The sequence below is a fragment of the Pseudomonas sp. CH235 genome (assembly GCF_004368175.1).
Classification (GTDB): domain Bacteria; phylum Pseudomonadota; class Gammaproteobacteria; order Pseudomonadales; family Pseudomonadaceae; genus Aquipseudomonas; species Aquipseudomonas paraglycinae.
Map to the genome: position 1 here is coordinate 54,560 of NZ_RRZJ01000024.1, position 21,393 is coordinate 75,952.

A 21,393-nucleotide genomic window follows, 5' to 3' on the forward strand; every position below is an offset into this window, starting at 1 on the left:
TGAATGTGCCGCCGTCATCGCTGGCAAGCCAGCTCCCACAGGGTTTTGCATTCTCCCCTCGGATCTACATCCAGCCACACTCCGCCATCGACAACGGCTCGCCATCGCCAACGATGAAGTGATCGAGCACCCGCACATCGATCAACTCCAAAGCCTTCTGCAAGCGTTTGGTCAATAATCGATCAGCCTGACTCGGATCGCTGTTCCCCGACGGATGGTTGTGGCACAGGATCACCGCCGCCGCGTTGTTGGCCAGGGAACGTTTCACGACTTCCCGGGGATGCACGGCGGTGTTGTCGATCGAGCCGCGAAACAGCGTCTCGAAGGTCAGCACCTGATGTTTGGAGTCGAGAAACAGGCAACCGAACACCTCGTGCGGTTCGTGGCGCAGCATGGCTTTGAGGTAATCACGTACGACCTGCGGGTTTTCCAGCGCCGTTTTCTGGCGCATGCGCTCGGCCAGGTGTCGCCGGCCCATTTCCAGCACGGCCTGCAATTGGGCGAACTTCGCCGGGCCCAGGCCCAATTGCTCACTGAACGTTGCGAGATCGGCCTCAAGCAAGGCTCGCAAGCTGCCGAACTGACCCAACAGGTGTCTCGCGACATCCACCGCGCTTTTGCCGGATACACCCGTGCGCAGAAAAATCGCCAGCAATTCGGCATCGGAAAGACTTCCCGAGCCCTGTTCCAACAGCTTCTCCCGCGGCCTTTCCGCCGCCGGCCAATCGCGAATACTCATACACCTTCCTTGTCTGTGGGCGCCGCTGTTCCGTAGCGGTCGCTGTGATATCGTAGCCCATCTTTTTTGCGGGCGAATTCACTCTTGGGAGAGGGTTTCGCCACGTATGTCACCAACGAAATGTAAAGGCAGACCTATGCAGCGGCTGTATCGGAAACGCATCGTTCTGGGCGTCGGCGGCGGCATTGCTGCCTACAAGAGCGCCGACCTTGTGCGCCGCCTGATCGACCAGGGCGCCGAAGTGCGCGTGGTCATGACCCGCGGCGGCAGCGAATTCATCACCCCGCTGACCATGCAGGCGCTGTCCGGCCACCCGGTTCATCTGGACCTGCTCGACCCGGCCGCCGAAGCGGCGATGGGCCACATCGAACTGGCCAAATGGGCCGATCTGGTGCTGATCGCCCCGGCCACCGCCGACCTGCTGGCCCGTCTGGCCCAAGGCATCGCCAACGATCTGCTGACCACGCTGGTGCTGGCCACCGACGCCATCGTCGCTGTCGCTCCGGCGATGAACCAGGCCATGTGGCGGGATCCGGCGACCCAGGCCAACCTGCAACTCCTTGAAAGCCGTGGCCTGAAAACCTTCGGCCCGGCCTCCGGCAGCCAGGCCTGCGGCGACGTCGGCATGGGCCGCATGATGGAAGCCACCGATCTGGCCCAGCTCGCGGCGGACTGTTTCCAGCGTCAGGCGCTGACCGGCAAGCACGTGGTCATCACCGCCGGCCCGACCCAGGAAAACATCGACCCGGTGCGCTACATCACCAACCACAGCTCCGGCAAAATGGGCTTCGCCCTGGCTGAAGCGGCGGTGGAAGCCGGCGCCCGCGTCACGCTGATCAGCGGCCCGGTGCATTTGCCGACGCCGGATCGCGTCACCCGCATCGACGTGGTCAGCGCCCGCGACATGCTCGCCGCGTGTGAAGCCGCGATCCCTTGCGACATCTTCATCGCCTCGGCGGCGGTCGCGGACTACCGTCCGGAAGTCGTCGCCCCGCAAAAATTGAAGAAAGACCCTACGAGCGGCGACGGCTTCGTCCTGCAAATGGTGCGTAACCCGGACATCCTGGCCACCATCGCGACCCGTCCCGACCGTCCGTTCAGTGTCGGCTTCGCCGCCGAGACCGAACACCTGCTCGACTACGCTGCACGCAAGCTGAAGGACAAGAATCTCGATCTGATCGTCGCCAACGACGTCGCCAACCCGAGCATCGGTTTCAACAGCGAAGAAAACGCCTGCAGCGTCATCGACCGTGCGCTGCACCCCACGGTTTTCGCCCAGACCAGCAAGAGCAAGATCGCTCGCCAACTGGTCACTTTTATCGCCGAACGTCTGAACCAGGTTTAATTTACATGCACGCTTTGCAAGCCAAGATCCTCGACCCACGCATCGGTACCGAATTCCCGCTGCCGCAATACGCCACACCGGGCTCCGCCGGCCTCGACCTGCGGGCCATGCTGCAAGAGGACATCGTGATCAAACCGGGTGAAACCGTGCTGATTCCGACCGGTCTGTCGGTCTACATCGGCGATCCGAACCTCGCAGCGCTGATCCTGCCGCGCTCGGGCATGGGCCATAAGCACGGCATCGTGCTGGGCAATCTGGTCGGCCTGATCGACTCCGACTACCAGGGCCCGTTGATGGTCTCCTGCTGGAACCGTGGCCAGACCGAATTCACCATGCCGGTCGGCGAGCGCCTGGCGCAGCTGGTGCTGGTGCCGGTGGTTCAGGCGCACTTCGAAATGGTTGAAGAGTTCGTCGAAACCGAACGCGGCGCTGGCGGTTTCGGCCATTCCGGCACCAAGTGATTGGTTTTATGGCGAGGGAGCCTGCTCCTTCGCCATAAAAATACGCAGATTCATCTGCAAGCTTTACCGCTGAAAATCAAGGCATTGGCAGGCCGAAGCCACGCCACACAAGGCGTCATGGCCCTTTCACACCACGAACTCTCTGTGAAAACCGCCGTCATACCCTTCAGTTTGAGCTTGCCGTCGAATGAATCGTCGGTGTGTCCAGCCACTTTCGAGATGGAGCATTTTTGCAGATGAGCACCCCCGCCCAAGTCGCCCCGAAGCTTCCCGACAGCATCTTCCGCGCCTACGACATTCGCGGCACCGTGCCGGAATTCCTAAATGCCGAAACCGCCTACTGGATCGGCCGCGCCATCGGCTCCCAGAGCCTGGCCCAGGGCGAGCCGAACGTGTCCGTCGGTCGTGACGGCCGCCTGTCCGGCCCGGAACTGGTTGCCGAACTGATCCGCGGTATCGCCGAAAGCGGCTGCCACGTCAGCGACGTCGGCCTGGTGCCGACCCCGGCGCTCTACTACGCCGCCAATGTGCTGGCCGGCAAATCCGGCGTGATGCTCACCGGCAGCCACAACCCGTCGAACTACAACGGCTTCAAGATCGTGATCGCCGGCGACACCCTCGCCAACGAACAGATCCAGGCCCTGCACGAGCGCCTCAAAACCGGCAACCTGAGCAGCGGCACGGGCAGCGTGACCCAGGTCGAGATCCTCGACCGCTACAACACCGAAATCGTCCAGGACATCAAACTGGCCCGGCGCCTGAAAGTCGTGGTGGATTGCGGCAACGGCGCGGCCGGCGTGATCGCCCCGCAATTGATCGAAGCGCTGAACTGCGAAGTCATCCCGCTGTTCTGCGAAGTCGACGGCAACTTCCCGAACCATCACCCGGATCCGGGCAAGCCTGAGAACCTCGTCGACCTGATCGCCAAGGTCAAGGAAACCCAAGCTGACATCGGCCTGGCCTTTGACGGTGACGGCGACCGCGTCGGTGTGGTGACCAACACCGGCACCATCGTCTTTCCGGACCGTCTGCTGATGCTGTTCGCCCGTGACGTGGTGGCGCGCAACCCGGACGCGGAGATCATCTTCGACGTCAAATGCACCCGTCGCCTGATCCCGCTGATCAAGGAATATGGCGGTCGGCCGCTAATGTGGAAGACCGGTCACTCGTTGATCAAAAAGAAAATGAAACAGTCCGGCGCACTGCTGGCCGGCGAAATGAGCGGGCACATTTTCTTCAAGGAACGCTGGTTCGGTTTCGACGACGGCATTTACAGCGCCGCACGGCTGCTGGAAATCCTCAGCAAGGAAAAATCTTCGGCCGAGGAGCTGTTCGCGACCTTCCCGAACGATATTTCCACGCCGGAAATCAATATCCATGTGACCGAAGAGAGCAAATTCAGCATCATTGATGCACTGCACGATGCGCAGTGGGGCCCAGGCGCCGACCTGACCACCATTGACGGCGTGCGGGTCGACTACGCCAAAGGCTGGGGCCTGGTGCGCGCGTCCAACACCACACCGGTGCTGGTGCTGCGCTTCGAGGCCGATGACGAGGCGGAACTGCAGCGCATCAAGGCTGTGTTCCATGCCCAACTGAAACGCGTTGCACCTGATCTCCAACTACCGTTCTGATTGCTGATTCACCCGGAGCCCTGAATGACCCTCGAACGCGATGCCGCCGCCAACACTGCCAAGGTCCTGTCCGAAGCGCTGCCTTACATCCGCCGATACGTCGGCAAGACCCTGGTGATCAAATACGGCGGCAACGCGATGGAAAGCGAGGAGCTGAAAACCGGCTTCGCCCGCGACATCGTGCTGATGAAGGCCGTGGGCATCAACCCGGTGGTCGTGCACGGCGGTGGCCCGCAGATCGGTGATCTGCTCAAACGCCTGTCGATCGAAAGCCATTTCGTCGACGGCATGCGCGTCACCGATGCCGCGACCATGGACGTGGTGGAAATGGTCCTCGGCGGTCAGGTCAACAAAAGCATCGTCAACCTGATCAACCGTCACGGCGGCAGCGCCATCGGCCTGACCGGTAAAGACGCCGGGCTGATTCGCGCGAAGAAGCTCACCGTCACCCGCCAGACCCCGGAGATGACCCAGCCGGAAATCATCGACATCGGCCATGTGGGCGAAGTGGTCGGGATCAACACCGAACTGCTGAACCTGCTGGTCAAAGGCAACTTCATCCCGGTGATCGCACCGATCGGCGTGGGTGAAAACGGCGAGTCGTACAACATCAACGCGGACCTGGTGGCCGGCAAGGTTGCTGAAGCGCTGAAAGCCGAAAAGCTGATGCTGCTGACCAACATCGCCGGCCTGATGGACAAGTCGGGCACCGTACTGACCGGCCTGAGCACCCAGCAAGTCGACGACCTGATCGCCGACGGCACCATCTACGGCGGCATGCTGCCGAAGATCCGCTGCGCGCTGGAAGCGGTACAGGGTGGCGTTGGCAGTTCGCTGATCATCGACGGTCGCGTGCCGAACGCGATCCTGCTGGAAATCTTCACCGACACCGGTGTGGGTACGCTGATCAGCAATCGCAAGCGTCCATAAGCGCTCGCGCAAACAAAAAGACCCCGCTCAGCCTGGCTGAGCGGGGTCTTTTTTTGCCTGAAGCTGCGATCAGACGCCGAACTGGGCGCGGTATGCTTCAACGGCTGGCAGGTGCTGCTTGAGCTGCGGATCGTCAGCCAGGAATTCCAGCACCTGGTTCAGCGACACGATGCTGATGACCGGGATACCGAAATCACGCTCGACTTCCTGAATCGCCGACAGCTCGCCGTTGCCGCGCTCCTGACGGTTGAGGGCGATCAGCACACCGGCGGCCTTGGCGCCGTCCTGGGAAGCGATGATCTGCATCACTTCACGGATCGCGGTGCCGGCAGTGATCACGTCGTCAATGATCAGCACTTCACCGGTCAGCGGTGCGCCGACCAGGCTGCCGCCTTCGCCGTGGGCCTTGGCTTCCTTGCGGTTGAAGCACCATGGCAGATCACGGTTGTGGTGTTCGGCCAGCGCCACGGCAGTGGTTGCCGCCAGCGGGATGCCTTTGTAGGCCGGGCCGAACAGCACGTCGAACGGAATGCCGCTCTCGGCGATGGCTGCGGCGTAGAAACGCCCCAGCTGCGCCAGCGCGGAACCCGAGTTGAACAGGCCGGCATTGAAGAAGTAAGGACTGGTGCGCCCGGACTTCAGGGTGAACTCACCGAAGCGCAAAACGCCGCGATCGATGGCAAAACGAATGAAATCGCGCTGATACGCTTGCATGAAAAAAACCCCAAATACCACGGATTTAGCTAATTAGCTTGACGCCGTGTATCATACACGCACGCGATTTTTGGGGCCATTTATGCGGATCATCAGTGTGAACGTCAATGGTATTCAGGCTGCAGTCGAGCGCGGTTTGCTCAGTTGGCTGCAGGCACAGAATGCCGACGTCATCTGCCTGCAGGACACCCGTGCCTCCGCCTTTGAACTGGACGACCCAGCCTTCCAACTGGATGGCTACTTCCTTTATGCCTGCGATGCTGAAGTCCCTGCCCAAGGCGGCGTGGCTTTGTATTCGCGGTTGCAACCGAAGGCTGTCATCAGCGGTCTCGGTTTCGAGACGGCCGACCGCTACGGGCGCTACCTGCAAGCAGATTTCGACAAAGTCAGTATTGCCACCTTGCTGCTTCCTTCGGGGATGAACGGCGATGAGGACTTGAACCAGAAGTTCAAGCTCATGGACGACTTCGGCAAGTACCTGGACAAACAGCGGCGCAAACGTCGCGAGTACATTTATTGTGGCTCGCTGTACGTCGCGCAGCAGAAGCTCGACATCAAAAACTGGCGCGACAGCCAGCAATCACCGGGCTTCCTGGCGCCGGAACGCGCCTGGATGGACGAGATTGTCGGCAACATGGGCTACGTAGATGCCCTGCGCGAAGTCAGCCGCGAAGGCGACCAGTACAGCTGGTGGCCGGACAACGAACAGGCCGAGATGCTGAATCTGGGCTGGCGCTTCGACTACCAGATCCTGACTCCAGGGCTGCGGCGCTTCGTGCGCAGCGCACGCCTGCCACGTCAGCCACGGTTCTCGCAGCATGCGCCGCTGATCGTCGACTACGACTGGACGCTGACCATCTAAGCGGCCTTTCGCAGACACAAAAAAACCGACATCACTGTCGGTTTTTTTGTGGGCGATCGTTCGTTATTTGATCAACCGCCAGGTGAACGGATAACGGTACGGGAAACCTTCGTTGGCTTTCACCCCGCCGATAATCGTCAACACCAGCGCCGCGATGGCCAGCAGGCCAAACAGCACGAACCCGATGAGCAACAGCATCAGCACGAAGCAGATCATCGAAGCGATCGCCACAGTGATCTGAAAATTCAGCGCTTCCTTGCCCTGGGCGTCGATGAACGGATCGGTCTCGCGCTTCATCTGCCACAGAACCAGCGGCCCGATCAGCGTGCCGAACGGAATCCAGATCCCCAGCAAGGCGGACAAGTGACAAAACATGGCCCATTGGCGAACCTCCTGGCTCGGTTTGGGCAGCAACTCTTGCTCATCACTCATTGCGTCCTCCTTGCGGGTTACGAACCTGCTCAGTCGGCCAGTGCAGCCTTTTGCAGTTCGAAGATTTCGTTCATGCCTTTCTTCGCCAGTTCCAGCATCGCGTTCAGCTCTTCAGGCTGGAACGGGGCGCCTTCGGCAGTGCCCTGCACTTCGATGAAACCACCGGTGCTGGTCATCACCACGTTGAGGTCGGTCTCGGCGGCGGAATCTTCAAGATAGTCCAGATCCAGCACCGGCTCGCCCTGGTACATGCCCACGGAAACGGCGCCAATCATTTGCTTGAGCGGGTCGCCGCCTTTCAGGCCGCCGCGCTTCTTGATCACTTTCAGTGCATCGACCAGCGCAACCATGGCGCCGGTGATCGACGCGGTGCGGGTACCGCCATCGGCCTGGATCACGTCGCAGTCGACGTACAGGGTGACGTCGCCCAGCTTGGACATGTCCAGCGCAGCGCGCAGGGAACGGCCGATCAGGCGCTGGATTTCCAGGGTACGACCACCCTGCTTGCCACGGCTGGCTTCACGCTGGTTACGCTCGCCAGTGGCGCGCGGCAGCATGCCGTATTCGGCGGTCAGCCAACCCTGGCCCTGGCCTTTAAGGAAACGCGGCACGCCGTTTTCGACGCTGACGGTGCAGATGACTTTGGTATCACCGAATTCGACCAGTACGGATCCCTCGGCGTGTTTGGTGTAGTTGCGGGTAATGCGGATCGAGCGGAGCTGATCGGCAGCGCGACCACTTGGACGTTTCATAGGAGATACCTGTACTGGGGACGGAAAACTGCGGAGCATTATAGAGCCGCGCACCGCGCCTGGGCACTCGTTAAAAAATCCGGCCGACGACCGAAGGCCCTGAAACGCGCTTCGCCGACGGCCTGCAGCCCTTTGTCACACCGTGTGTTTGGGCGCATCTGCCGCACTGCGCTACAATCCTGCGCCTTTGCTGCCAGTCGGCTTAAATTCATTGATATCGAGCTGCGGAGCTTCCATTCGCGCCGATCTGTATCGCGAGGTCACCCCATGGTGCACAGCATGACCGCCTTCGCCCGCGTCGAAAAAGCCGGCGTTCAGGGCACCCTGAGCTGGGAACTGCGCTCGGTCAACAGCCGCTACCTGGAACCCCACCTGCGCCTGCCGGAGTCGTTTCGCGACCTCGAAGGCGCCGTCCGCGAAGCCCTGCGCCAGGGCCTGTCGCGCGGCAAACTGGAATGCACCCTGCGTTTCACCGAGGAAAGCACCGGCAAGCCGCTGCAAGTGGATCGCGAGCGCGCCGCGCAACTGGTCGCCGCGGCCGAAACCGTTGCCGGCCTGATCAAGAACCCGGCCGCGCTGAACCCGCTGGAAGTGCTGGCCTGGCCGGGCGTACTGGTCGCCGACGCCACCGACCCGCAGGCGTTGAACGCCGAGGCGCTGGCTCTGTTCAATCAAGGCCTGAAAGACCTCAAGGCCGGCCGCGAACGCGAAGGCGCGGAGCTGGCCCGCCTGATCAACGACCGCCTGACCTCCATCGAGGAAGACGTGGTGACCCTGCGCGAACTGGTTCCGCAGATGCTCGCTACCCAGCGCCAGAAAGTCCTCGACCGTTTCGCCGACATGAAGGCCGAGATGGACCCGCAGCGTCTGGAACAGGAAATGGTCATGCTCGCACAAAAGAGCGACGTGGCCGAAGAACTGGATCGCCTGAGCACCCACATCATCGAAGTTCGCCGGGTGCTCAAGTCCGGCGGTGCCGCCGGCCGGCGCCTGGACTTCCTGATGCAGGAGCTCAACCGCGAAGCCAACACACTGGGCTCCAAGGCCTTCGACCCGCGCAGCACCCAGGCGGCGGTCAACCTCAAGGTGTTGATCGAGCAGATGCGCGAACAAGTGCAGAATATTGAGTAAGGCTACCCCCGACATGACCCACAGCACCGGCACCCTGTACATCATTTCCGCCCCTTCGGGCGCGGGCAAGAGCAGCCTGGTCAAGGCCCTGACCGACGCCAACCCGGAAATCCGCGTCTCGATTTCCCACACCACCCGCGCCATGCGCCCGGGCGAAGTGGACGGCGTGAACTATCACTTCGTAACCCGCGAAGAGTTCGTGAAGATGGGCGAGCACGGCGACTTCCTGGAACGCGCCGAAGTCTTCGGCAACTTCTACGGCACCTCGCAAAGCCGCCTGCAGCAGACCCTGGACGAAGGTCACGACCTGATTCTCGAGATCGACTGGCAAGGCGCCGAGCAAGTGCGCAAGCTGATGCCGCAGGCCCGTTCGATCTTCATTCTGCCGCCTTCGCTGCAGGCCCTGCACCAGCGCCTGACCAACCGTGGCCAGGACAGCGACGAGATCATCGACGGCCGGATGCGTGAAGCGGTCAGCGAGATGAGCCACTACGTCGAGTACGACTACCTGATCATCAACGATGATTTCGCCCACGCGCTGGACGATCTGAAAGCGATTTTCCGCGCCAATCAGCTGCAACAGAAACGCCAACAAGTGCGTTTCGGCAAATTGCTGGCGGAATTGCTGGGCTGAAACAGCACTTCCCAAAACCGCTGCAAGGGCTTTACATTGGCACTTGCAGCGCGTTGAAGAGTCTGGTCAAAAAATCAGCGCTTCCCTAATCGCTGGTGATTTTTTAAACTGTTGAGTCCGCTCGCCCAACCGGGCAGCGCGCATATTGCATTCGCTCCGAGGAATACCATGGCCCGCGTAACCGTTGAAGACTGCCTAGAACACGTGGAAAACCGCTTTGAGCTGGTCATGCTCTCTACCAAGCGTGCCCGTCAACTGGCCACCGGCGGCAAAGAGCCCCTGGTTCAGTGGGAAAACGACAAACCGACCGTAGTTGCGCTGCGTGAAATCGCTGAAGGCCTGATGAGCTACGAGTTCATCGCCGAGCAGGAAATCGTCCACGAAGACCCTGTCTTCGCTGCGTTCGAGGACGAGTCCAACGAGGCCGTCTAAGCCTATGCCTGGTCGACGTAGCACGGCGCGGGATCACAGCCTACGGCAGGAGACATCATGCCGAGCATAGACGCCCTCGCCGATCGCTTATCGACCTACCTCGGCAATGACCAGGTCAACCTGGTCCGCCGAGCGTATTTCTACGCCGAACAAGCCCACGACGGCCAACGCCGCCGCAGCGGCGAGGCGTACGTCACGCATCCTCTTGCCGTGGCCAATATTCTTGCCGACATGCACATGGACCATCAGAGCCTGATGGCCGCGATGCTGCATGACGTGATCGAAGACACCGGTATCGCCAAGGAAGCGCTGCAAGCGCAGTTCGGTGAAACCGTGGCCGAACTGGTCGACGGGGTCAGCAAACTGACCCAGATGAACTTCGAGACCAAGGCCGAAGCCCAGGCGGAAAACTTCCAGAAGATGGCCATGGCCATGGCACGTGACATTCGCGTGATCCTGGTCAAGCTCGCCGACCGCCTGCACAACATGCGCACGCTGGAAGTGCTGTCCGGCGAAAAACGCCGACGCATCGCCAAGGAAACCCTCGAGATCTACGCACCCATCGCCAACCGGCTGGGCATGCACGCGATCCGCATCGAGTTCGAAGACCTCGGCTTCAAGGCGATGCACCCGATGCGTTCCGCGCGGATCTACCAGGCGGTCAAGCGCGCCCGGGGCAACCGCAAGGAAATCGTCAACAAGATCGAAGAATCCCTCGGCCACTGCCTCGCCATCGACGGCATCCAGGGTGAAGTCAGCGGTCGCCAGAAACACCTCTACGGCATCTACAAGAAAATGCGCGGCAAGCGTCGGGCCTTCAACGAGATCATGGACGTCTATGCGTTCCGGATCATCGTCGACAAGGTCGATACCTGCTACCGCGTGCTGGGTGCCGTACATAATTTGTACAAACCGTTGCCGGGGCGCTTCAAGGATTACATCGCGATCCCCAAGGCCAACGGCTATCAGTCGCTGCACACCACGCTGTTCGGCATGCACGGTGTACCGATCGAGATCCAGATCCGCACCCGTGAAATGGAAGAGATGGCCAACAACGGCATCGCCGCCCATTGGCTGTACAAATCCAGCGGCGACGAGCAGCCGAAAGGCACCCATGCCCGCGCCCGTCAGTGGGTCAAGGGCGTGCTGGAGATGCAGCAACGCGCCGGCAACTCGCTGGAATTCATCGAGAGCGTAAAGATCGACCTGTTCCCGGACGAGGTTTACGTGTTCACGCCCAAAGGCCGGATCATGGAGCTGCCCAAAGGCTCCACGGCGGTCGACTTTGCCTACGCGGTACACACCGACGTCGGCAACAGCTGCATCGCCTGCCGGATCAACCGTCGTCTCGCACCGCTGTCCGAACCGCTGCAAAGCGGCTCCACGGTCGAGATCGTCAGCGCCCCCGGCGCGCGGCCGAACCCGGCGTGGCTCAACTTCGTGGTCACCGGCAAGGCGCGCACACACATCCGCCATGCGCTGAAACTGCAGCGCCGCTCCGAATCCATCAGCCTCGGCGAACGCCTGCTGAACAAGGTGCTCAACGGCTTCGACAGCGCGCTGGAACAGATTCCGGCCGAACGCGTGAAGGCGATGCTCACCGAGTACCGCCTCGAACTGATCGAAGACTTGCTGGAAGACATCGGCCTCGGCAACCGCATGGCCTACGTCGTGGCGCGCCGCCTGCTCGGCGAAGGCGAGCAACTGCCAAGCCCGGAAGGCCCGCTGGCGATTCGCGGCACCGAAGGTTTGGTCCTCAGTTATGCCAAATGCTGCACGCCGATCCCGGGCGACCCGATTGTCGGTCACCTGTCGGCGGGCAAAGGCATGGTCGTGCACCTGGACAACTGCCGCAACATCAGCGAAATCCGCCACAACCCGGAAAAATGCATCCAGCTCTCGTGGGCCAAGGATGTCACCGGCGAATTCAACGTCGAACTGCGCGTCGAGCTGGAACACCAGCGCGGCCTGATCGCCCTGCTGGCCAGCAGCGTCAACGCAGCCGACGGCAATATCGAGAAAATCAGCATGGACGAACGCGATGGCCGCATCAGCGTTGTCCAGTTGGTGGTCAGCGTCCACGACCGTGTGCACCTGGCCCGCGTGATCAAGAAACTGCGCGCCCTGACCGGGGTGATCCGCATCACCCGCATGCGTGCATAACTCAAACATTACAAGGAGTCATACATGACCAAGACCGTTATCACCAGCGACAAGGCCCCGGCCGCCATCGGTACTTACTCCCAGGCGATCAAGGCCGGTAACACCGTTTACATGTCGGGTCAGATTCCCCTCGATCCAAAAACCATGGAACTGGTCGAAGGCTTCGAAGCCCAGACCGTCCAGGTGTTCGAGAACCTGAAAGCCGTGGCCGAAGCCGCCGGCGGTTCGTTCAAGGACATCGTCAAGCTGAACATCTTCCTCACCGACCTGAGCCACTTCGCCAAGGTCAACGAGATCATGGGCAAGTACTTCGACCAGCCGTACCCGGCGCGCGCCGCCATCGGCGTGGCAGCCCTGCCAAAGGGTTCGCAGGTTGAAATGGATGCCATTCTGGTCATCGAGTAATGCGCACGGCGCGGTCTAATACACCGCGCCGACTGCTCTGCGGTAAAGAAAAGGTTTTGAAAGGATTCCACCATGCGCAAAGCGCTTGCTCTCTCGCTGCTCGCCATTTTCCTCGGCGGTTGCGCCAGCAACCCTGCCGACCGTGACATCAGCGGCACCTGGATCAATCAGGTCGCCATCGATGCCGCTGCCAAGGGCGGCCCCCTGCGCGAAGCGCTTCAGGCTTACGGCCCGAACCTGGAGTGGGACGTCAACACCAAGGCCGGTCAGGCCCGCTACACCAACGGTTTCGAAAACGTCGAAGGTCGCCTGCTCGGCGAACAGTCCGGTGCCTGGAAAGTCGATTTCTATGGCAGCTCCGCCAGCGAGCTGAAACGTGATGGTGGTCAACTGCAACAAGCCGCCAATGAAAACGAACCGGAACAGGTCTTCGACCGCGCACAGATTCCGGTGCCGGAAGGCGCACCGATCGGCGCCAGCTTCGAACGCGCGCTGTATTCCGCTTATCTGGGCGGCAACTGGACGATCACCAGCGGCCAGGGCGAAGGCGCCACCGTGCAATTCCAGGCTGACGGACAAGTCTCCGGCCTGCCGGGTGCCGACCGCTATGCGTTGTGCCTCGCCGGCGATTGCGCGTCGATGAGCAGCGGCAACGACAGCATGTGGTTGCAGCAGAACGGTCAGGGCAATAACTGGATCTTTGTGCGCAAGGGCAAAGAGCTGGAAATCCTGCAGGCCGTGAACACCGCGCTGGCGGACGAACAACCGCAGTTCACCCCGGGTGAACGCAAGTGGTTGCTCGAGAAGCAGTGATCGGCGCTTGAGACAAAAAAAGGCGGGAGCAAACATTTGCTCCCGCCTTTTTTACGCCTGAAGATCAGCAGCGCCCCTCAAGAATCGCGGCATACCCCTCGCGATAACTCGGATACTTCGGCACCCAACCCAGCGCCTTCGCCCGGGCATTGCTGCAACGCTTGCTGCCGGTGCGACGCACGCTCTCGTCTTCCGACCATTCGGTGACACCCAGATAATCACGCAGCCACGCCACCACTTCGGCCAGCGGCGCCGGCGCATCGTCCACGCCGATATAGATGTCATCCAGCGTCACGCCTTTGCGATCCGCCTCCAGCAAGAACGCCATCAACCCCGCCGCGTCATCGGCATGGATGCGATTGCCATACAGCGGTGGATCGACCGCCACCCGATAACCCCGACGCACCTGGGTCAGCAGCCACTCACGGCCGGGGCCGTAAATACCGGTCAGGCGCACGATGCTCGCGGGGATGCCAGAGTTGAGCGCAACCTGCTCGGCCTCCAGCATCAATCGACCGGAATAACCCGCAGCGACAGCTTCGGATTTTTCATCGACCCATTCGCCGTTCCGCTGCCCGTAAACACTGCTGCTGGAAACGAACAGCAGCCGCTCCGGCTCCTGACCGTAATCGTTCAGCCAACCCAGCACATGCTGCAAACCCTGCACATACGCCGCGCGATAACCGGCCTCATCGTGATCAGTGGCCGCCGCGCTATACACCAGGTAATCGATAGCGCCCACCGGCCACGTCTTGGGGCAATCCTCATTGAACAAGTCACCGGCCACACCGATAACGCCGTCCGGCAAACGTGAAATATCACGGCGCAGGCCGTAGACCTGGAAGCCGGCAGCCAGCAATTGCGTGGCCAGACGGCTGCCGACATCACCGCAACCGGCGATCAAAACAGAAGGCGCGGACATCAAAAATCTCCCATCGGAAAGCGACAGACTAGCCTCGACAAGGGACGAGCGGCTAGCAATGAAGGAAAAAAAGCAACTCTATTACTTCTGTTAACAAGAATTACTTGCAATAATGCACGCCACTTTTGTTCTCGGCCTCACGAGGCTTGGAAGAGCATTACCGTTTTTCTATCTCAGGTCCGGCCAGCATGACACGCATTCAAAACTCCGCTTCGCCAACCAACCGACCTCGCGCCTGGAGCGCCGTGGCTGCCCTGATGCTCAGCCTGATGCTCGCACCAGTCGCCGCATTCGCTGACGCCCAGGCCCCGGCCGCGCCAGCCGCCACCGAGCAAAGCGCTCCGGCCGCCGCACCCGCGACCGACCCGGTGCAGGCCGTAGAGGCCAGCGCCGCCGACGCGCCGGAAGTCCTCGAAGCCGACAACACTCTGGGCATGGCCCACGACCTGTCGCCATGGGGCATGTACCAGAACGCCGACGTGATCGTTAAAGCCGTGATGATCGGCCTGGCGATCGCCTCGATCATCACCTGGACCATCTGGATCGCCAAGGGCTTCGAGCTGATGGGCGCCAAGCGTCGTCTGCGCGGCGAGATTGCCGCCCTGAAAAAAGCCGCCACGCTCAAAGAGGCCAGCGCCACCGCCGCGAAGGAAGGCACCCTCGCCAACCTGCTGGTACACGACGCGCTGGAAGAAATGCGCCTGTCGACCAACGCCCGCGAGAAAGAAGGCATCAAGGAACGCGTCAGCTTCCGCCTCGAGCGCCTGGTTGCCGCCTGTGGCCGCAACATGAGCAGCGGCACCGGCGTCCTCGCCACCATCGGTTCCACCGCACCGTTCGTCGGTCTGTTCGGTACCGTGTGGGGCATCATGAACAGCTTCATCGGCATCGCCAAAACCCAGACCACCAACCTTGCCGTCGTAGCACCGGGTATCGCTGAAGCGCTGCTGGCTACCGCACTGGGTCTGGTAGCCGCGATTCCTGCCGTGGTCATCTACAACGTCTTCGCCCGCTCCATCGCCGGTTACAAGGCTCAGGTGTCCGATGCGTCAGCTCAGGTGCTGCTGCTGGTCAGCCGCGACCTCGACCACCAGCCTGAGCGCAACAGCTCGCAACCGCACATGGTGAAAGTGGGGTAATCGGCCATGGGCCTGCATTTGAAAGAAGGCGCAGACGACGATCTGGCCGAGAACCACGAAATCAACGTCACGCCGTTCATCGACGTGATGCTGGTGCTGTTGATCATCTTCATGGTGGCCGCGCCGCTGGCCACCGTGGACATCAAGGTTGACCTGCCTGCCTCGACCGCCAAACCGGCGCCGCGGCCGGAGAAACCGGTGTTCCTCAGCGTGAAGGCTGACCAGCGCCTGTTCATTGGCGATGACGAAGTGAAAGCCGAAACCCTCGGCGCCGTCCTCGACGCCAAGACCCAGGGCAAGAAAGACACGACGATCTTCTTCCAGGCCGACAAAGGCGTGGATTACGGCGACCTGATGAGCGTGATGGATAACCTGCGCGCCGCCGGTTACCTGAAGGTCGGTCTGGTCGGACTCGAGAGCGCGGTCAAGAAATGATCACGACGCGCCATAAGCTGACGCGTTACAGCGGTAGCCTGGCCGTGGTGCTGGGTGTTCACGCGCTGGCAATCGCGCTGGCGCTGAACTGGACCGCCCGCCCGCCCATCGAATTGCCGCCGCAGGCAATGATGGTCGAGCTGGCACCGGTTCCGGCCCCGCCACCGCCCGCACCGCCGAAAGTCGTCACCCCACCGCAGCCACCGGCTCCGGTTGAAGAACTGCCGATCCCGAAACTGGCCGAAGCGCCGAAAGCCGAGATCGCGGTGCAGAAACCGAAACCCAAGCCGAAACCCAAACCGCCGAAGCCGATCGAGAAGAAACTGCCCGATCCGCCGAAGGAGAAACCGTCCGAAGAGAAGCCGGCCGATACCCAGCCGACTCAGGCCCCGACGGAGAAATCCGCCCAGCCTGCACCGGGCCCGTCGCCTGCACAAATGGCCGCCAAGGCCAGCTGGCAAGGCACCCTGCTCGCGCATCTGGCCAAGTACAAGAAGTACCCGGCCAGCGCTCAGGCACGGGGCAAGGAAGGCTTGAACCGGTTGCGCTTCGTGGTCGATGGCGAAGGCAACGTGCTGTCGTTCGAACTGGTGGGCCGCTCCGGCAACGCCGATCTGGACCGGGCCACCCTGGAAATGATCCGCCGCGCCCAACCGCTGCCCAAGCCACCGGCCGACATGCTGACCAATGGCGCGATCGAAATCGTTGCGCCGTTTGTGTATTCGCTGGAACGCCGCCGCTGATCCGCACTCGCGGATCCCGGCCTGATCCAGCCCAGAAGGCACCGAAAGGTGCCTTTTGCTTATCCATCCACGGCAAACCGGCATTGCCCGGTGTCGCATTCATCACTCAGTCTGATAACGTGCGTCTATCGATTGCAGCCGGTATGCTTGGCCCGCATCTTCATGGACGCTTGCTATGACCCTCACAGAATTACGCTACATCGTTACCCTCGCCCAAGAGCAGCATTTCGGCCACGCGGCCGAGCGTTGCCACGTCAGCCAGCCGACCCTGTCGGTGGGCGTGAAAAAGCTTGAAGACGAACTCGGTGTGCTGATTTTCGAGCGCAGCAAAAGCGCCGTGCGCCTGACCCCGGTCGGCGAAGGTATCGTCGCCCAGGCGCAGAAAGTGCTGGAGCAGGCCCAGGGCATTCGCGAACTGGCCCAGGCCGGCAAGAACCAGCTGACCGCCCCACTGAAAGTCGGCGCAATCTACACCGTCGGCCCGTACCTGTTCCCGCATCTGATTCCGCAACTGCACCGGGTCGCCCCGCAGATGCCGTTGTACATCGAAGAAAACTTCACCCACGTGCTGCGCGACAAATTGCGCAACGGCGAACTGGACGCGATCATCATCGCCCTGCCGTTCAACGAAGCCGACGTGCTGACCCTGCAACTCTACGACGAGCCGTTCTACGTCCTGATGCCTGCCCAGCACCCGTGGACCCAGAAAGAATCCATCGACGCCGCGCTGCTCAATGACAAGAGCCTGCTGCTGCTCGGCGAGGGCCATTGCTTCCGCGATCAAGTGCTGGAAGCCTGCCCGACCCTGACCAAGGGCAACGACGGCGCCAAGCACACCACGGTCGAATCCAGCTCGCTGGAAACCATTCGCCACATGGTCGCGTCCGGTCTGGGCATCTCGATCCTGCCGCTGTCGGCGGTGGACAGCCATCACTACGCCCCGGGCGTGATCGAAGTGCGCCCGCTGTCGGCACCAGTGCCGTTCCGCACCGTGGCCATCGCCTGGCGCGCCAGTTTCCCACGGCCGAAAGCCATCGAGATCCTCGCCGACTCCATTCGCCTGTGCTCGGTCGCCAAACCTGCCGCGCCGGTCACGGCCGGTTAAGCCAGCGTCATGACGGAGCTGTCGCAGGTGTCGGTCACCGCACTCAAGGGTGTCGGTGAAGCCATGGCCGAGAAACTGGCCAAGGTCGGTCTGGAAAACCTCCAGGACGTACTGTTCCACCTGCCGCTGCGTTATCAGGATCGCACCCGCGTGGTGCCGATCGGCGCGTTGCGGCCGGGGCAGGACGCCGTGGTCGAAGGCACCGTCAGCGGCGCCGACGTGGTCATGGGCCGGCGCCGCAGCCTCGTCGTGCGCTTGCAGGACGGCACCGGCGGCTTGAGCCTGCGCTTCTACCACTTCAGCAATGCGCAGAAAGAAGGCCTCAAGCGCGGCACGCGGATTCGCTGCTACGGCGAAGCCCGGCCCGGCGCCTCGGGGCTGGAGATCTACCATCCGGAATACCGCGCCATCAACGGCGACGAACCGCCGCCGGTGGATGAAACCCTGACCCCGGTCTACCCGCTGACCGAAGGCCTGACCCAGGCGCGTCTGCGCCAGTTGTGCATGCAGACGTTGACCCTGCTCAAGCCGGCCACCCTGCCCGACTGGTTGCCGACCGAACTGGCCCGCGACTATCAACTGGCGCCGCTGGCCGACGCGATCCGCTACCTGCACAACCCGCCCGCCGATGCCGACGTCGACGAACTCGCCCTCGGTCATCACTGGGCCCAGCATCGCCTCGCTTTCGAAGAACTGCTGACTCACCAGCTATCGCAACAGCGCCTGCGTGAAAGCATGCGTTCCCTGCGCGCGCCGGCGATGCCGAAAGCCACCAAACTGCCGGCGAAATACCTGGCCAACCTGGGCTTCAACCCGACCGGCGCGCAACAGCGGGTCGGCAATGAAATCGCCTACGACCTCAGTCAGCACGAACCGATGCTGCGGCTGATTCAGGGCGACGTTGGCGCCGGCAAAACCGTGGTCGCCGCCCTCGCAGCGCTGCAAGCGCTGGAAGCGGGTTATCAGGTCGCCCTGATGGCGCCGACCGAGATCCTCGCCGAGCAGCACTTCATCACCTTCAAGCGCTGGCTCGAACCGCTGGGGATCGACGTGGCGTGGCTGGCCGGCAAGCTCAAGGGCAAGAACCGCGTCGCCGCGCTGGAGCAGATCGCCAGCGGCACGCCGATGGTGGTCGGCACTCACGCACTGTTCCAGGATGAAGTGCAGTTCAAGAACCTCGCGCTGGTGATCATCGACGAACAGCATCGCTTCGGCGTGCAGCAACGTCTGGCGCTGCGGCAGAAAGGCGTCGGCGGGCGCATGTGCCCGCATCAACTGATCATGACCGCCACGCCGATTCCGCGGACGCTGGCGATGAGCGCCTACGCCGACCTCGACACCTCGATCCTCGACGAACTGCCGCCCGGCCGAACCCCGGTCAACACCGTGCTGGTCACCGACACCCGCCGCGTCGAAGTCATCGAACGGGTGCGCAGCGCCTGCGCCGAGGGCCGTCAGGCCTATTGGGTGTGCACGCTGATCGAAGAGTCCGAAGAGCTGACCTGTCAGGCCGCCGAAACCACGTTCGAAGACCTCACCGCCGCCCTCGGCGAGTTGAAGGTCGGGCTGATCCACGGCCGCATGAAACCCGCCGAGAAAGCCGCCGTCATGGCCGAATTCAAGGCCGGCAACCTGCAACTGCTGGTCGCCACCACCGTGATCGAAGTCGGTGTCGACGTGCCCAACGCCAGCCTGATGATCATCGAAAACCCCGAGCGCCTGGGCCTTGCGCAACTGCACCAGTTGCGCGGTCGGGTCGGCCGGGGCAGCGCCGTCAGCCATTGCGTGCTGCTCTACCATCCGCCGCTGTCGCAGATCGGCCGCCAGCGCCTGGGCATCATGCGCGAGACCAACGACGGTTTCGTCATCGCCGAAAAAGACCTCGAACTGCGCGGCCCCGGCGAAATGCTCGGCACCCGCCAGACCGGCCTGCTGCAATTCAAGGTCGCCGACCTGATGCGCGACGCCGATCTGCTGCCCGCCGTGCGCGATGCCGCCCAGGCCTTGCTCGAACGCTGGCCTAACCACGTCAGCCCGTTGCTCGACCGCTGGCTGCGACACGGGCAGCAATACGGCCAAGTGTGAGCACCGTCGCAGTTTCTGACAGCTCGTTCCAACCAAGCTGGTTATACTCCAGCAATTGTTTCAAAAACGGATACAGACCATGACCGAAGCTGCTCTCGCCCCCGAACTCCCGCACGCTCCGTCTGTTATTCGGCTGCTGCTCAACAAGCTGGGCGTCGCCTACGAAGAAGTGCTCGACCACCACGGCCTCAATGCCTCGCGCAAAGTGCAGGCCGTGTTGCTGGACGACGCGGTCGGTGCGCTGATGGTGCTGTTTCCACAGAGCCAGTTGCTGGATCTCAACCGCCTCGCCGAACTGACGGGCCGTCGCCTGACCGCCGTGTCCACCGAGCGCCTGGAAAAGATGCTCGGCAAACACAGCCTGAGCCTGCTGCCGGGCCTGCCGGCGCTGACCAGCTCGCCGTGCCTCTACGAAGAAGGCCTGCTGCGCGAGCCGAAGTTGCTGATCAACTCCGGCGAGCCGGGCCTGCTGCTGGAAATCGCCAGCGAAGACTTCAAGACCATGCTGACCAAGGCCAGCGCCGCCAACTTCGGCGAAGCCCTGAGCAGCATCCGCCCGAACCTCGACCGCCCGGACGATGACCGCGAGGAAATCACCCAGGCCGTGCAGGCGTTCACCGCGCGGCGCATCCAGCAGCGTCTGGAAGCTACCATCGAAATTCCGCCGCTGGCCGAAACCGCACAAAAAATCATCAAGCTGCGCGTCGACCCGAACGCCACCATCGACGACATCACCGGCGTGGTCGAAACCGACCCGGCGCTGGCTGCGCAAGTGGTGAGCTGGGCGGCGTCGCCGTACTACGCCTCGCCGGGCAAGATCCGTTCGGTGGAAGACGCGATCGTCCGCGTGCTGGGCTTCGATCTGGTGATCAACCTGGCGCTGGGCCTGGCCCTTGGCAAGACCCTGAGCCTGCCCAAGGATCACCCGCAACACACCACGCCGTACTGGCAGCAGTCGATCTACACCGCCGCCGTCATCGAAGGCCTGACCCGCGCCATGCCGCGTGCCCAGCGTCCGGAATCCGGCCTGACCTACCTCGCCGGCCTGCTTCACAACTTCGGCTACCTGCTGCTGGCCCACGTGTTCCCGCCGCACTTCTCACTGATCTGCCGCCACCTGGAGGTCAACCCGCACCTGTGCCACAGCTATGTCGAGCAACACCTGCTGGGCATCAGCCGCGAACAGATCGGCTCCTGGCTGATGCGCTACTGGGACATGCCCGACGAACTGGCCACCGCCCTGCGCTTCCAGCACGACCCGAACTACGACGGCGCCTACGCCGAATACCCGAACCTCGTCTGCCTGGCCGTGCGCCTGCTGCGCAGTCGCGGGATCGGCTCCGGCCCGGATGAAGACATTCCGGATGCGCTGCTGGAGCGTGTTGGTTTGAGCCGCGACAAGGCCAATGATGTGGTCAGCAAAGTGCTTGAGGCGGAAGTGCTGCTGCGGGAACTGGCTTCGCAGTTCAGCCAGGCCTGATTTGCGCTCATAAAAAAGGCCCCACACTCAACCGAGT

General features: G+C 62.2%; 21 protein-coding genes and 1 pseudogene. 17 read left to right on the forward strand and 5 right to left on the reverse strand.

The genetic code is table 11. The features are described 5' to 3' along the window. Positions 1 to 64 precede the first annotated feature (64 nt). Positions 65 to 739 carry a DNA repair protein RadC gene (radC, locus tag EIY71_RS21540; protein ID WP_007954447.1) on the reverse strand — a complete coding sequence of 225 codons (675 nt, stop codon included), beginning with the start codon at positions 737 to 739 and terminating at the stop codon, positions 65 to 67. Positions 740 to 875: 136 nt separating this feature from the next. Here radC and coaBC point away from each other — a divergent pair, with 136 nt between their 5' ends. From coaBC to argB, 4 genes and pseudogenes are all read left to right on the forward strand, one after another. Then, positions 876 to 2,084, forward strand: a complete 1,209-nt coding sequence (gene coaBC, locus EIY71_RS21545; RefSeq protein ID WP_134023013.1) for a bifunctional phosphopantothenoylcysteine decarboxylase/phosphopantothenate--cysteine ligase CoaBC — start codon at positions 876 to 878, stop codon at positions 2,082 to 2,084. A 5-nt stretch (positions 2,085 to 2,089) separates the two neighbouring features. Next, positions 2,090 to 2,545, forward strand: a complete 456-nt coding sequence (dut, locus tag EIY71_RS21550; RefSeq protein WP_007954445.1) for a dUTP diphosphatase — start codon at positions 2,090 to 2,092, stop codon at positions 2,543 to 2,545. A 257-nt stretch (positions 2,546 to 2,802) separates the two neighbouring features. Beyond that, positions 2,803 to 4,179: pseudogene (locus tag EIY71_RS21560) on the forward strand (phosphomannomutase/phosphoglucomutase); the annotation flags it as partial. Between the two features lie 24 nt (positions 4,180 to 4,203). After that, positions 4,204 to 5,109, forward strand: a complete 906-nt coding sequence (argB, locus tag EIY71_RS21565) for an acetylglutamate kinase (protein ID WP_007954443.1) — start codon at positions 4,204 to 4,206, stop codon at positions 5,107 to 5,109. 69 nt (positions 5,110 to 5,178) lie between these two features. On the opposite strand, the gene pyrE is transcribed toward argB, so the two are convergent. After that, on the reverse strand, positions 5,179 to 5,823 hold the full coding sequence (pyrE, locus tag EIY71_RS21570) for an orotate phosphoribosyltransferase (protein WP_007954442.1): 645 nt from the start codon (positions 5,821 to 5,823) through the stop codon (positions 5,179 to 5,181). An 82-nt stretch (positions 5,824 to 5,905) separates the two neighbouring features. On the opposite strand from pyrE, the gene EIY71_RS21575 reads away from it, so the two are divergent. Further along, complete coding sequence (locus tag EIY71_RS21575) at positions 5,906 to 6,685, forward strand: exodeoxyribonuclease III (protein ID WP_007920349.1); 780 nt, start codon at positions 5,906 to 5,908, stop codon at positions 6,683 to 6,685. Positions 6,686 to 6,748: 63 nt separating this feature from the next. Here EIY71_RS21575 and EIY71_RS21580 read toward each other — a convergent pair whose 3' ends face one another. Both EIY71_RS21580 and rph read right to left on the reverse strand, forming a co-directional pair. Then, a complete protein-coding gene (locus EIY71_RS21580; protein WP_007954441.1) occupies positions 6,749 to 7,117 on the reverse strand; it encodes a DUF4870 domain-containing protein in 369 nt (122 codons plus the stop codon). 29 nt (positions 7,118 to 7,146) lie between these two features. Continuing rightward, complete coding sequence (gene rph / locus EIY71_RS21585; RefSeq protein WP_003229494.1) at positions 7,147 to 7,869, reverse strand: ribonuclease PH; 723 nt, start codon at positions 7,867 to 7,869, stop codon at positions 7,147 to 7,149. 267 nt (positions 7,870 to 8,136) lie between these two features. Between rph and EIY71_RS21590 the strand changes: the two genes are divergently transcribed. From EIY71_RS21590 to EIY71_RS21615, 6 genes are all read left to right on the forward strand, one after another. Then, the gene (locus EIY71_RS21590; RefSeq protein WP_007954440.1) at positions 8,137 to 9,000 is read left to right on the forward strand and encodes a YicC/YloC family endoribonuclease; all 864 of its coding nucleotides are present in this window, start codon (positions 8,137 to 8,139) and stop codon (positions 8,998 to 9,000) included. Positions 9,001 to 9,013: 13 nt separating this feature from the next. Continuing rightward, positions 9,014 to 9,634, forward strand: a complete 621-nt coding sequence (gene gmk / locus EIY71_RS21595) for a guanylate kinase (RefSeq protein ID WP_003229498.1) — start codon at positions 9,014 to 9,016, stop codon at positions 9,632 to 9,634. 168 nt (positions 9,635 to 9,802) lie between these two features. Beyond that, positions 9,803 to 10,066 (forward strand): DNA-directed RNA polymerase subunit omega, encoded by a 264-nt coding sequence (rpoZ, locus tag EIY71_RS21600; protein ID WP_003229503.1) that lies wholly within the window; start codon positions 9,803 to 9,805, stop codon positions 10,064 to 10,066. 57 nt (positions 10,067 to 10,123) lie between these two features. Further along, positions 10,124 to 12,229, forward strand: coding sequence for a bifunctional GTP diphosphokinase/guanosine-3',5'-bis pyrophosphate 3'-pyrophosphohydrolase (spoT, locus tag EIY71_RS21605; protein ID WP_007954439.1), 2,106 nt, complete (start codon positions 10,124 to 10,126; stop codon positions 12,227 to 12,229). Positions 12,230 to 12,253: 24 nt separating this feature from the next. Then, on the forward strand, positions 12,254 to 12,634 hold the full coding sequence (locus tag EIY71_RS21610; protein WP_003229509.1) for a RidA family protein: 381 nt from the start codon (positions 12,254 to 12,256) through the stop codon (positions 12,632 to 12,634). A 72-nt stretch (positions 12,635 to 12,706) separates the two neighbouring features. Then, positions 12,707 to 13,447: a hypothetical protein gene (locus EIY71_RS21615; protein WP_007954437.1), complete on the forward strand. Its 741-nt coding sequence runs from the start codon at positions 12,707 to 12,709 to the stop codon at positions 13,445 to 13,447. Positions 13,448 to 13,511: 64 nt separating this feature from the next. Here the strand turns inward: EIY71_RS21615 and EIY71_RS21620 are convergent, their stop codons facing one another. After that, a complete protein-coding gene (locus EIY71_RS21620) occupies positions 13,512 to 14,369 on the reverse strand; it encodes an SDR family oxidoreductase (RefSeq protein WP_134023017.1) in 858 nt (285 codons plus the stop codon). Between the two features lie 188 nt (positions 14,370 to 14,557). On the opposite strand from EIY71_RS21620, the gene exbB reads away from it, so the two are divergent. From exbB to EIY71_RS21650, 6 genes are all read left to right on the forward strand, one after another. Next, complete coding sequence (gene exbB / locus EIY71_RS21625) at positions 14,558 to 15,508, forward strand: tonB-system energizer ExbB (protein WP_134023019.1); 951 nt, start codon at positions 14,558 to 14,560, stop codon at positions 15,506 to 15,508. Between the two features lie 6 nt (positions 15,509 to 15,514). Further along, on the forward strand, positions 15,515 to 15,943 hold the full coding sequence (gene exbD / locus EIY71_RS21630; RefSeq protein WP_039765185.1) for a TonB system transport protein ExbD: 429 nt from the start codon (positions 15,515 to 15,517) through the stop codon (positions 15,941 to 15,943). Continuing rightward, positions 15,940 to 16,686: an energy transducer TonB gene (locus tag EIY71_RS21635; protein WP_007954422.1), complete on the forward strand. Its 747-nt coding sequence runs from the start codon at positions 15,940 to 15,942 to the stop codon at positions 16,684 to 16,686. The genes exbD and EIY71_RS21635 overlap by 4 nt, the downstream gene beginning before the upstream one ends. A 175-nt stretch (positions 16,687 to 16,861) precedes the next feature. Beyond that, complete coding sequence (locus EIY71_RS21640; RefSeq protein WP_007954418.1) at positions 16,862 to 17,791, forward strand: hydrogen peroxide-inducible genes activator; 930 nt, start codon at positions 16,862 to 16,864, stop codon at positions 17,789 to 17,791. Between the two features lie 9 nt (positions 17,792 to 17,800). Next, entirely contained in the window at positions 17,801 to 19,876 is a 2,076-nt protein-coding gene (gene recG / locus EIY71_RS21645; protein WP_085746808.1) for an ATP-dependent DNA helicase RecG, read from the forward strand. Positions 19,877 to 19,955: 79 nt separating this feature from the next. Continuing rightward, positions 19,956 to 21,356, forward strand: coding sequence for an aminoacyl-tRNA deacylase and HDOD domain-containing protein (locus EIY71_RS21650; RefSeq protein ID WP_134023021.1), 1,401 nt, complete (start codon positions 19,956 to 19,958; stop codon positions 21,354 to 21,356). The last annotated feature ends 37 nt before the right edge of the window (positions 21,357 to 21,393 follow it).

Bases quoted from the DNA above. Each gene is read 5' to 3' on its own strand.
- argB (WP_007954443.1), top strand. From the start codon at position 4,204: ATGACCCTCGAACGCGATGCCGCCGCCAACACTGCCAAGGTCCTGTCC.
- exbB (WP_134023019.1), top strand. From the start codon at position 14,558: ATGACACGCATTCAAAACTCCGCTTCGCCAACCAACCGACCTCGCGCC.
- radC (WP_007954447.1), bottom strand. From the start codon at position 739: ATGAGTATTCGCGATTGGCCGGCGGCGGAAAGGCCGCGGGAGAAGCTG.
- EIY71_RS21590 (WP_007954440.1), top strand. From the start codon at position 8,137: ATGGTGCACAGCATGACCGCCTTCGCCCGCGTCGAAAAAGCCGGCGTT.
- EIY71_RS21580 (WP_007954441.1), bottom strand. From the start codon at position 7,117: ATGAGTGATGAGCAAGAGTTGCTGCCCAAACCGAGCCAGGAGGTTCGC.
- rpoZ (WP_003229503.1), top strand. From the start codon at position 9,803: ATGGCCCGCGTAACCGTTGAAGACTGCCTAGAACACGTGGAAAACCGC.
- EIY71_RS21620 (WP_134023017.1), bottom strand. From the start codon at position 14,369: ATGTCCGCGCCTTCTGTTTTGATCGCCGGTTGCGGTGATGTCGGCAGC.
- exbD (WP_039765185.1), top strand. From the start codon at position 15,515: ATGGGCCTGCATTTGAAAGAAGGCGCAGACGACGATCTGGCCGAGAAC.
- coaBC (WP_134023013.1), top strand. From the start codon at position 876: ATGCAGCGGCTGTATCGGAAACGCATCGTTCTGGGCGTCGGCGGCGGC.
- gmk (WP_003229498.1), top strand. From the start codon at position 9,014: ATGACCCACAGCACCGGCACCCTGTACATCATTTCCGCCCCTTCGGGC.
- dut (WP_007954445.1), top strand. From the start codon at position 2,090: ATGCACGCTTTGCAAGCCAAGATCCTCGACCCACGCATCGGTACCGAA.
- EIY71_RS21635 (WP_007954422.1), top strand. From the start codon at position 15,940: ATGATCACGACGCGCCATAAGCTGACGCGTTACAGCGGTAGCCTGGCC.
- EIY71_RS21615 (WP_007954437.1), top strand. From the start codon at position 12,707: ATGCGCAAAGCGCTTGCTCTCTCGCTGCTCGCCATTTTCCTCGGCGGT.
- EIY71_RS21610 (WP_003229509.1), top strand. From the start codon at position 12,254: ATGACCAAGACCGTTATCACCAGCGACAAGGCCCCGGCCGCCATCGGT.
- spoT (WP_007954439.1), top strand. From the start codon at position 10,124: ATGCCGAGCATAGACGCCCTCGCCGATCGCTTATCGACCTACCTCGGC.
- EIY71_RS21575 (WP_007920349.1), top strand. From the start codon at position 5,906: ATGCGGATCATCAGTGTGAACGTCAATGGTATTCAGGCTGCAGTCGAG.
- EIY71_RS21640 (WP_007954418.1), top strand. From the start codon at position 16,862: ATGACCCTCACAGAATTACGCTACATCGTTACCCTCGCCCAAGAGCAG.
- rph (WP_003229494.1), bottom strand. From the start codon at position 7,869: ATGAAACGTCCAAGTGGTCGCGCTGCCGATCAGCTCCGCTCGATCCGC.
- EIY71_RS21650 (WP_134023021.1), top strand. From the start codon at position 19,956: ATGACCGAAGCTGCTCTCGCCCCCGAACTCCCGCACGCTCCGTCTGTT.
- recG (WP_085746808.1), top strand. From the start codon at position 17,801: ATGACGGAGCTGTCGCAGGTGTCGGTCACCGCACTCAAGGGTGTCGGT.
- pyrE (WP_007954442.1), bottom strand. From the start codon at position 5,823: ATGCAAGCGTATCAGCGCGATTTCATTCGTTTTGCCATCGATCGCGGC.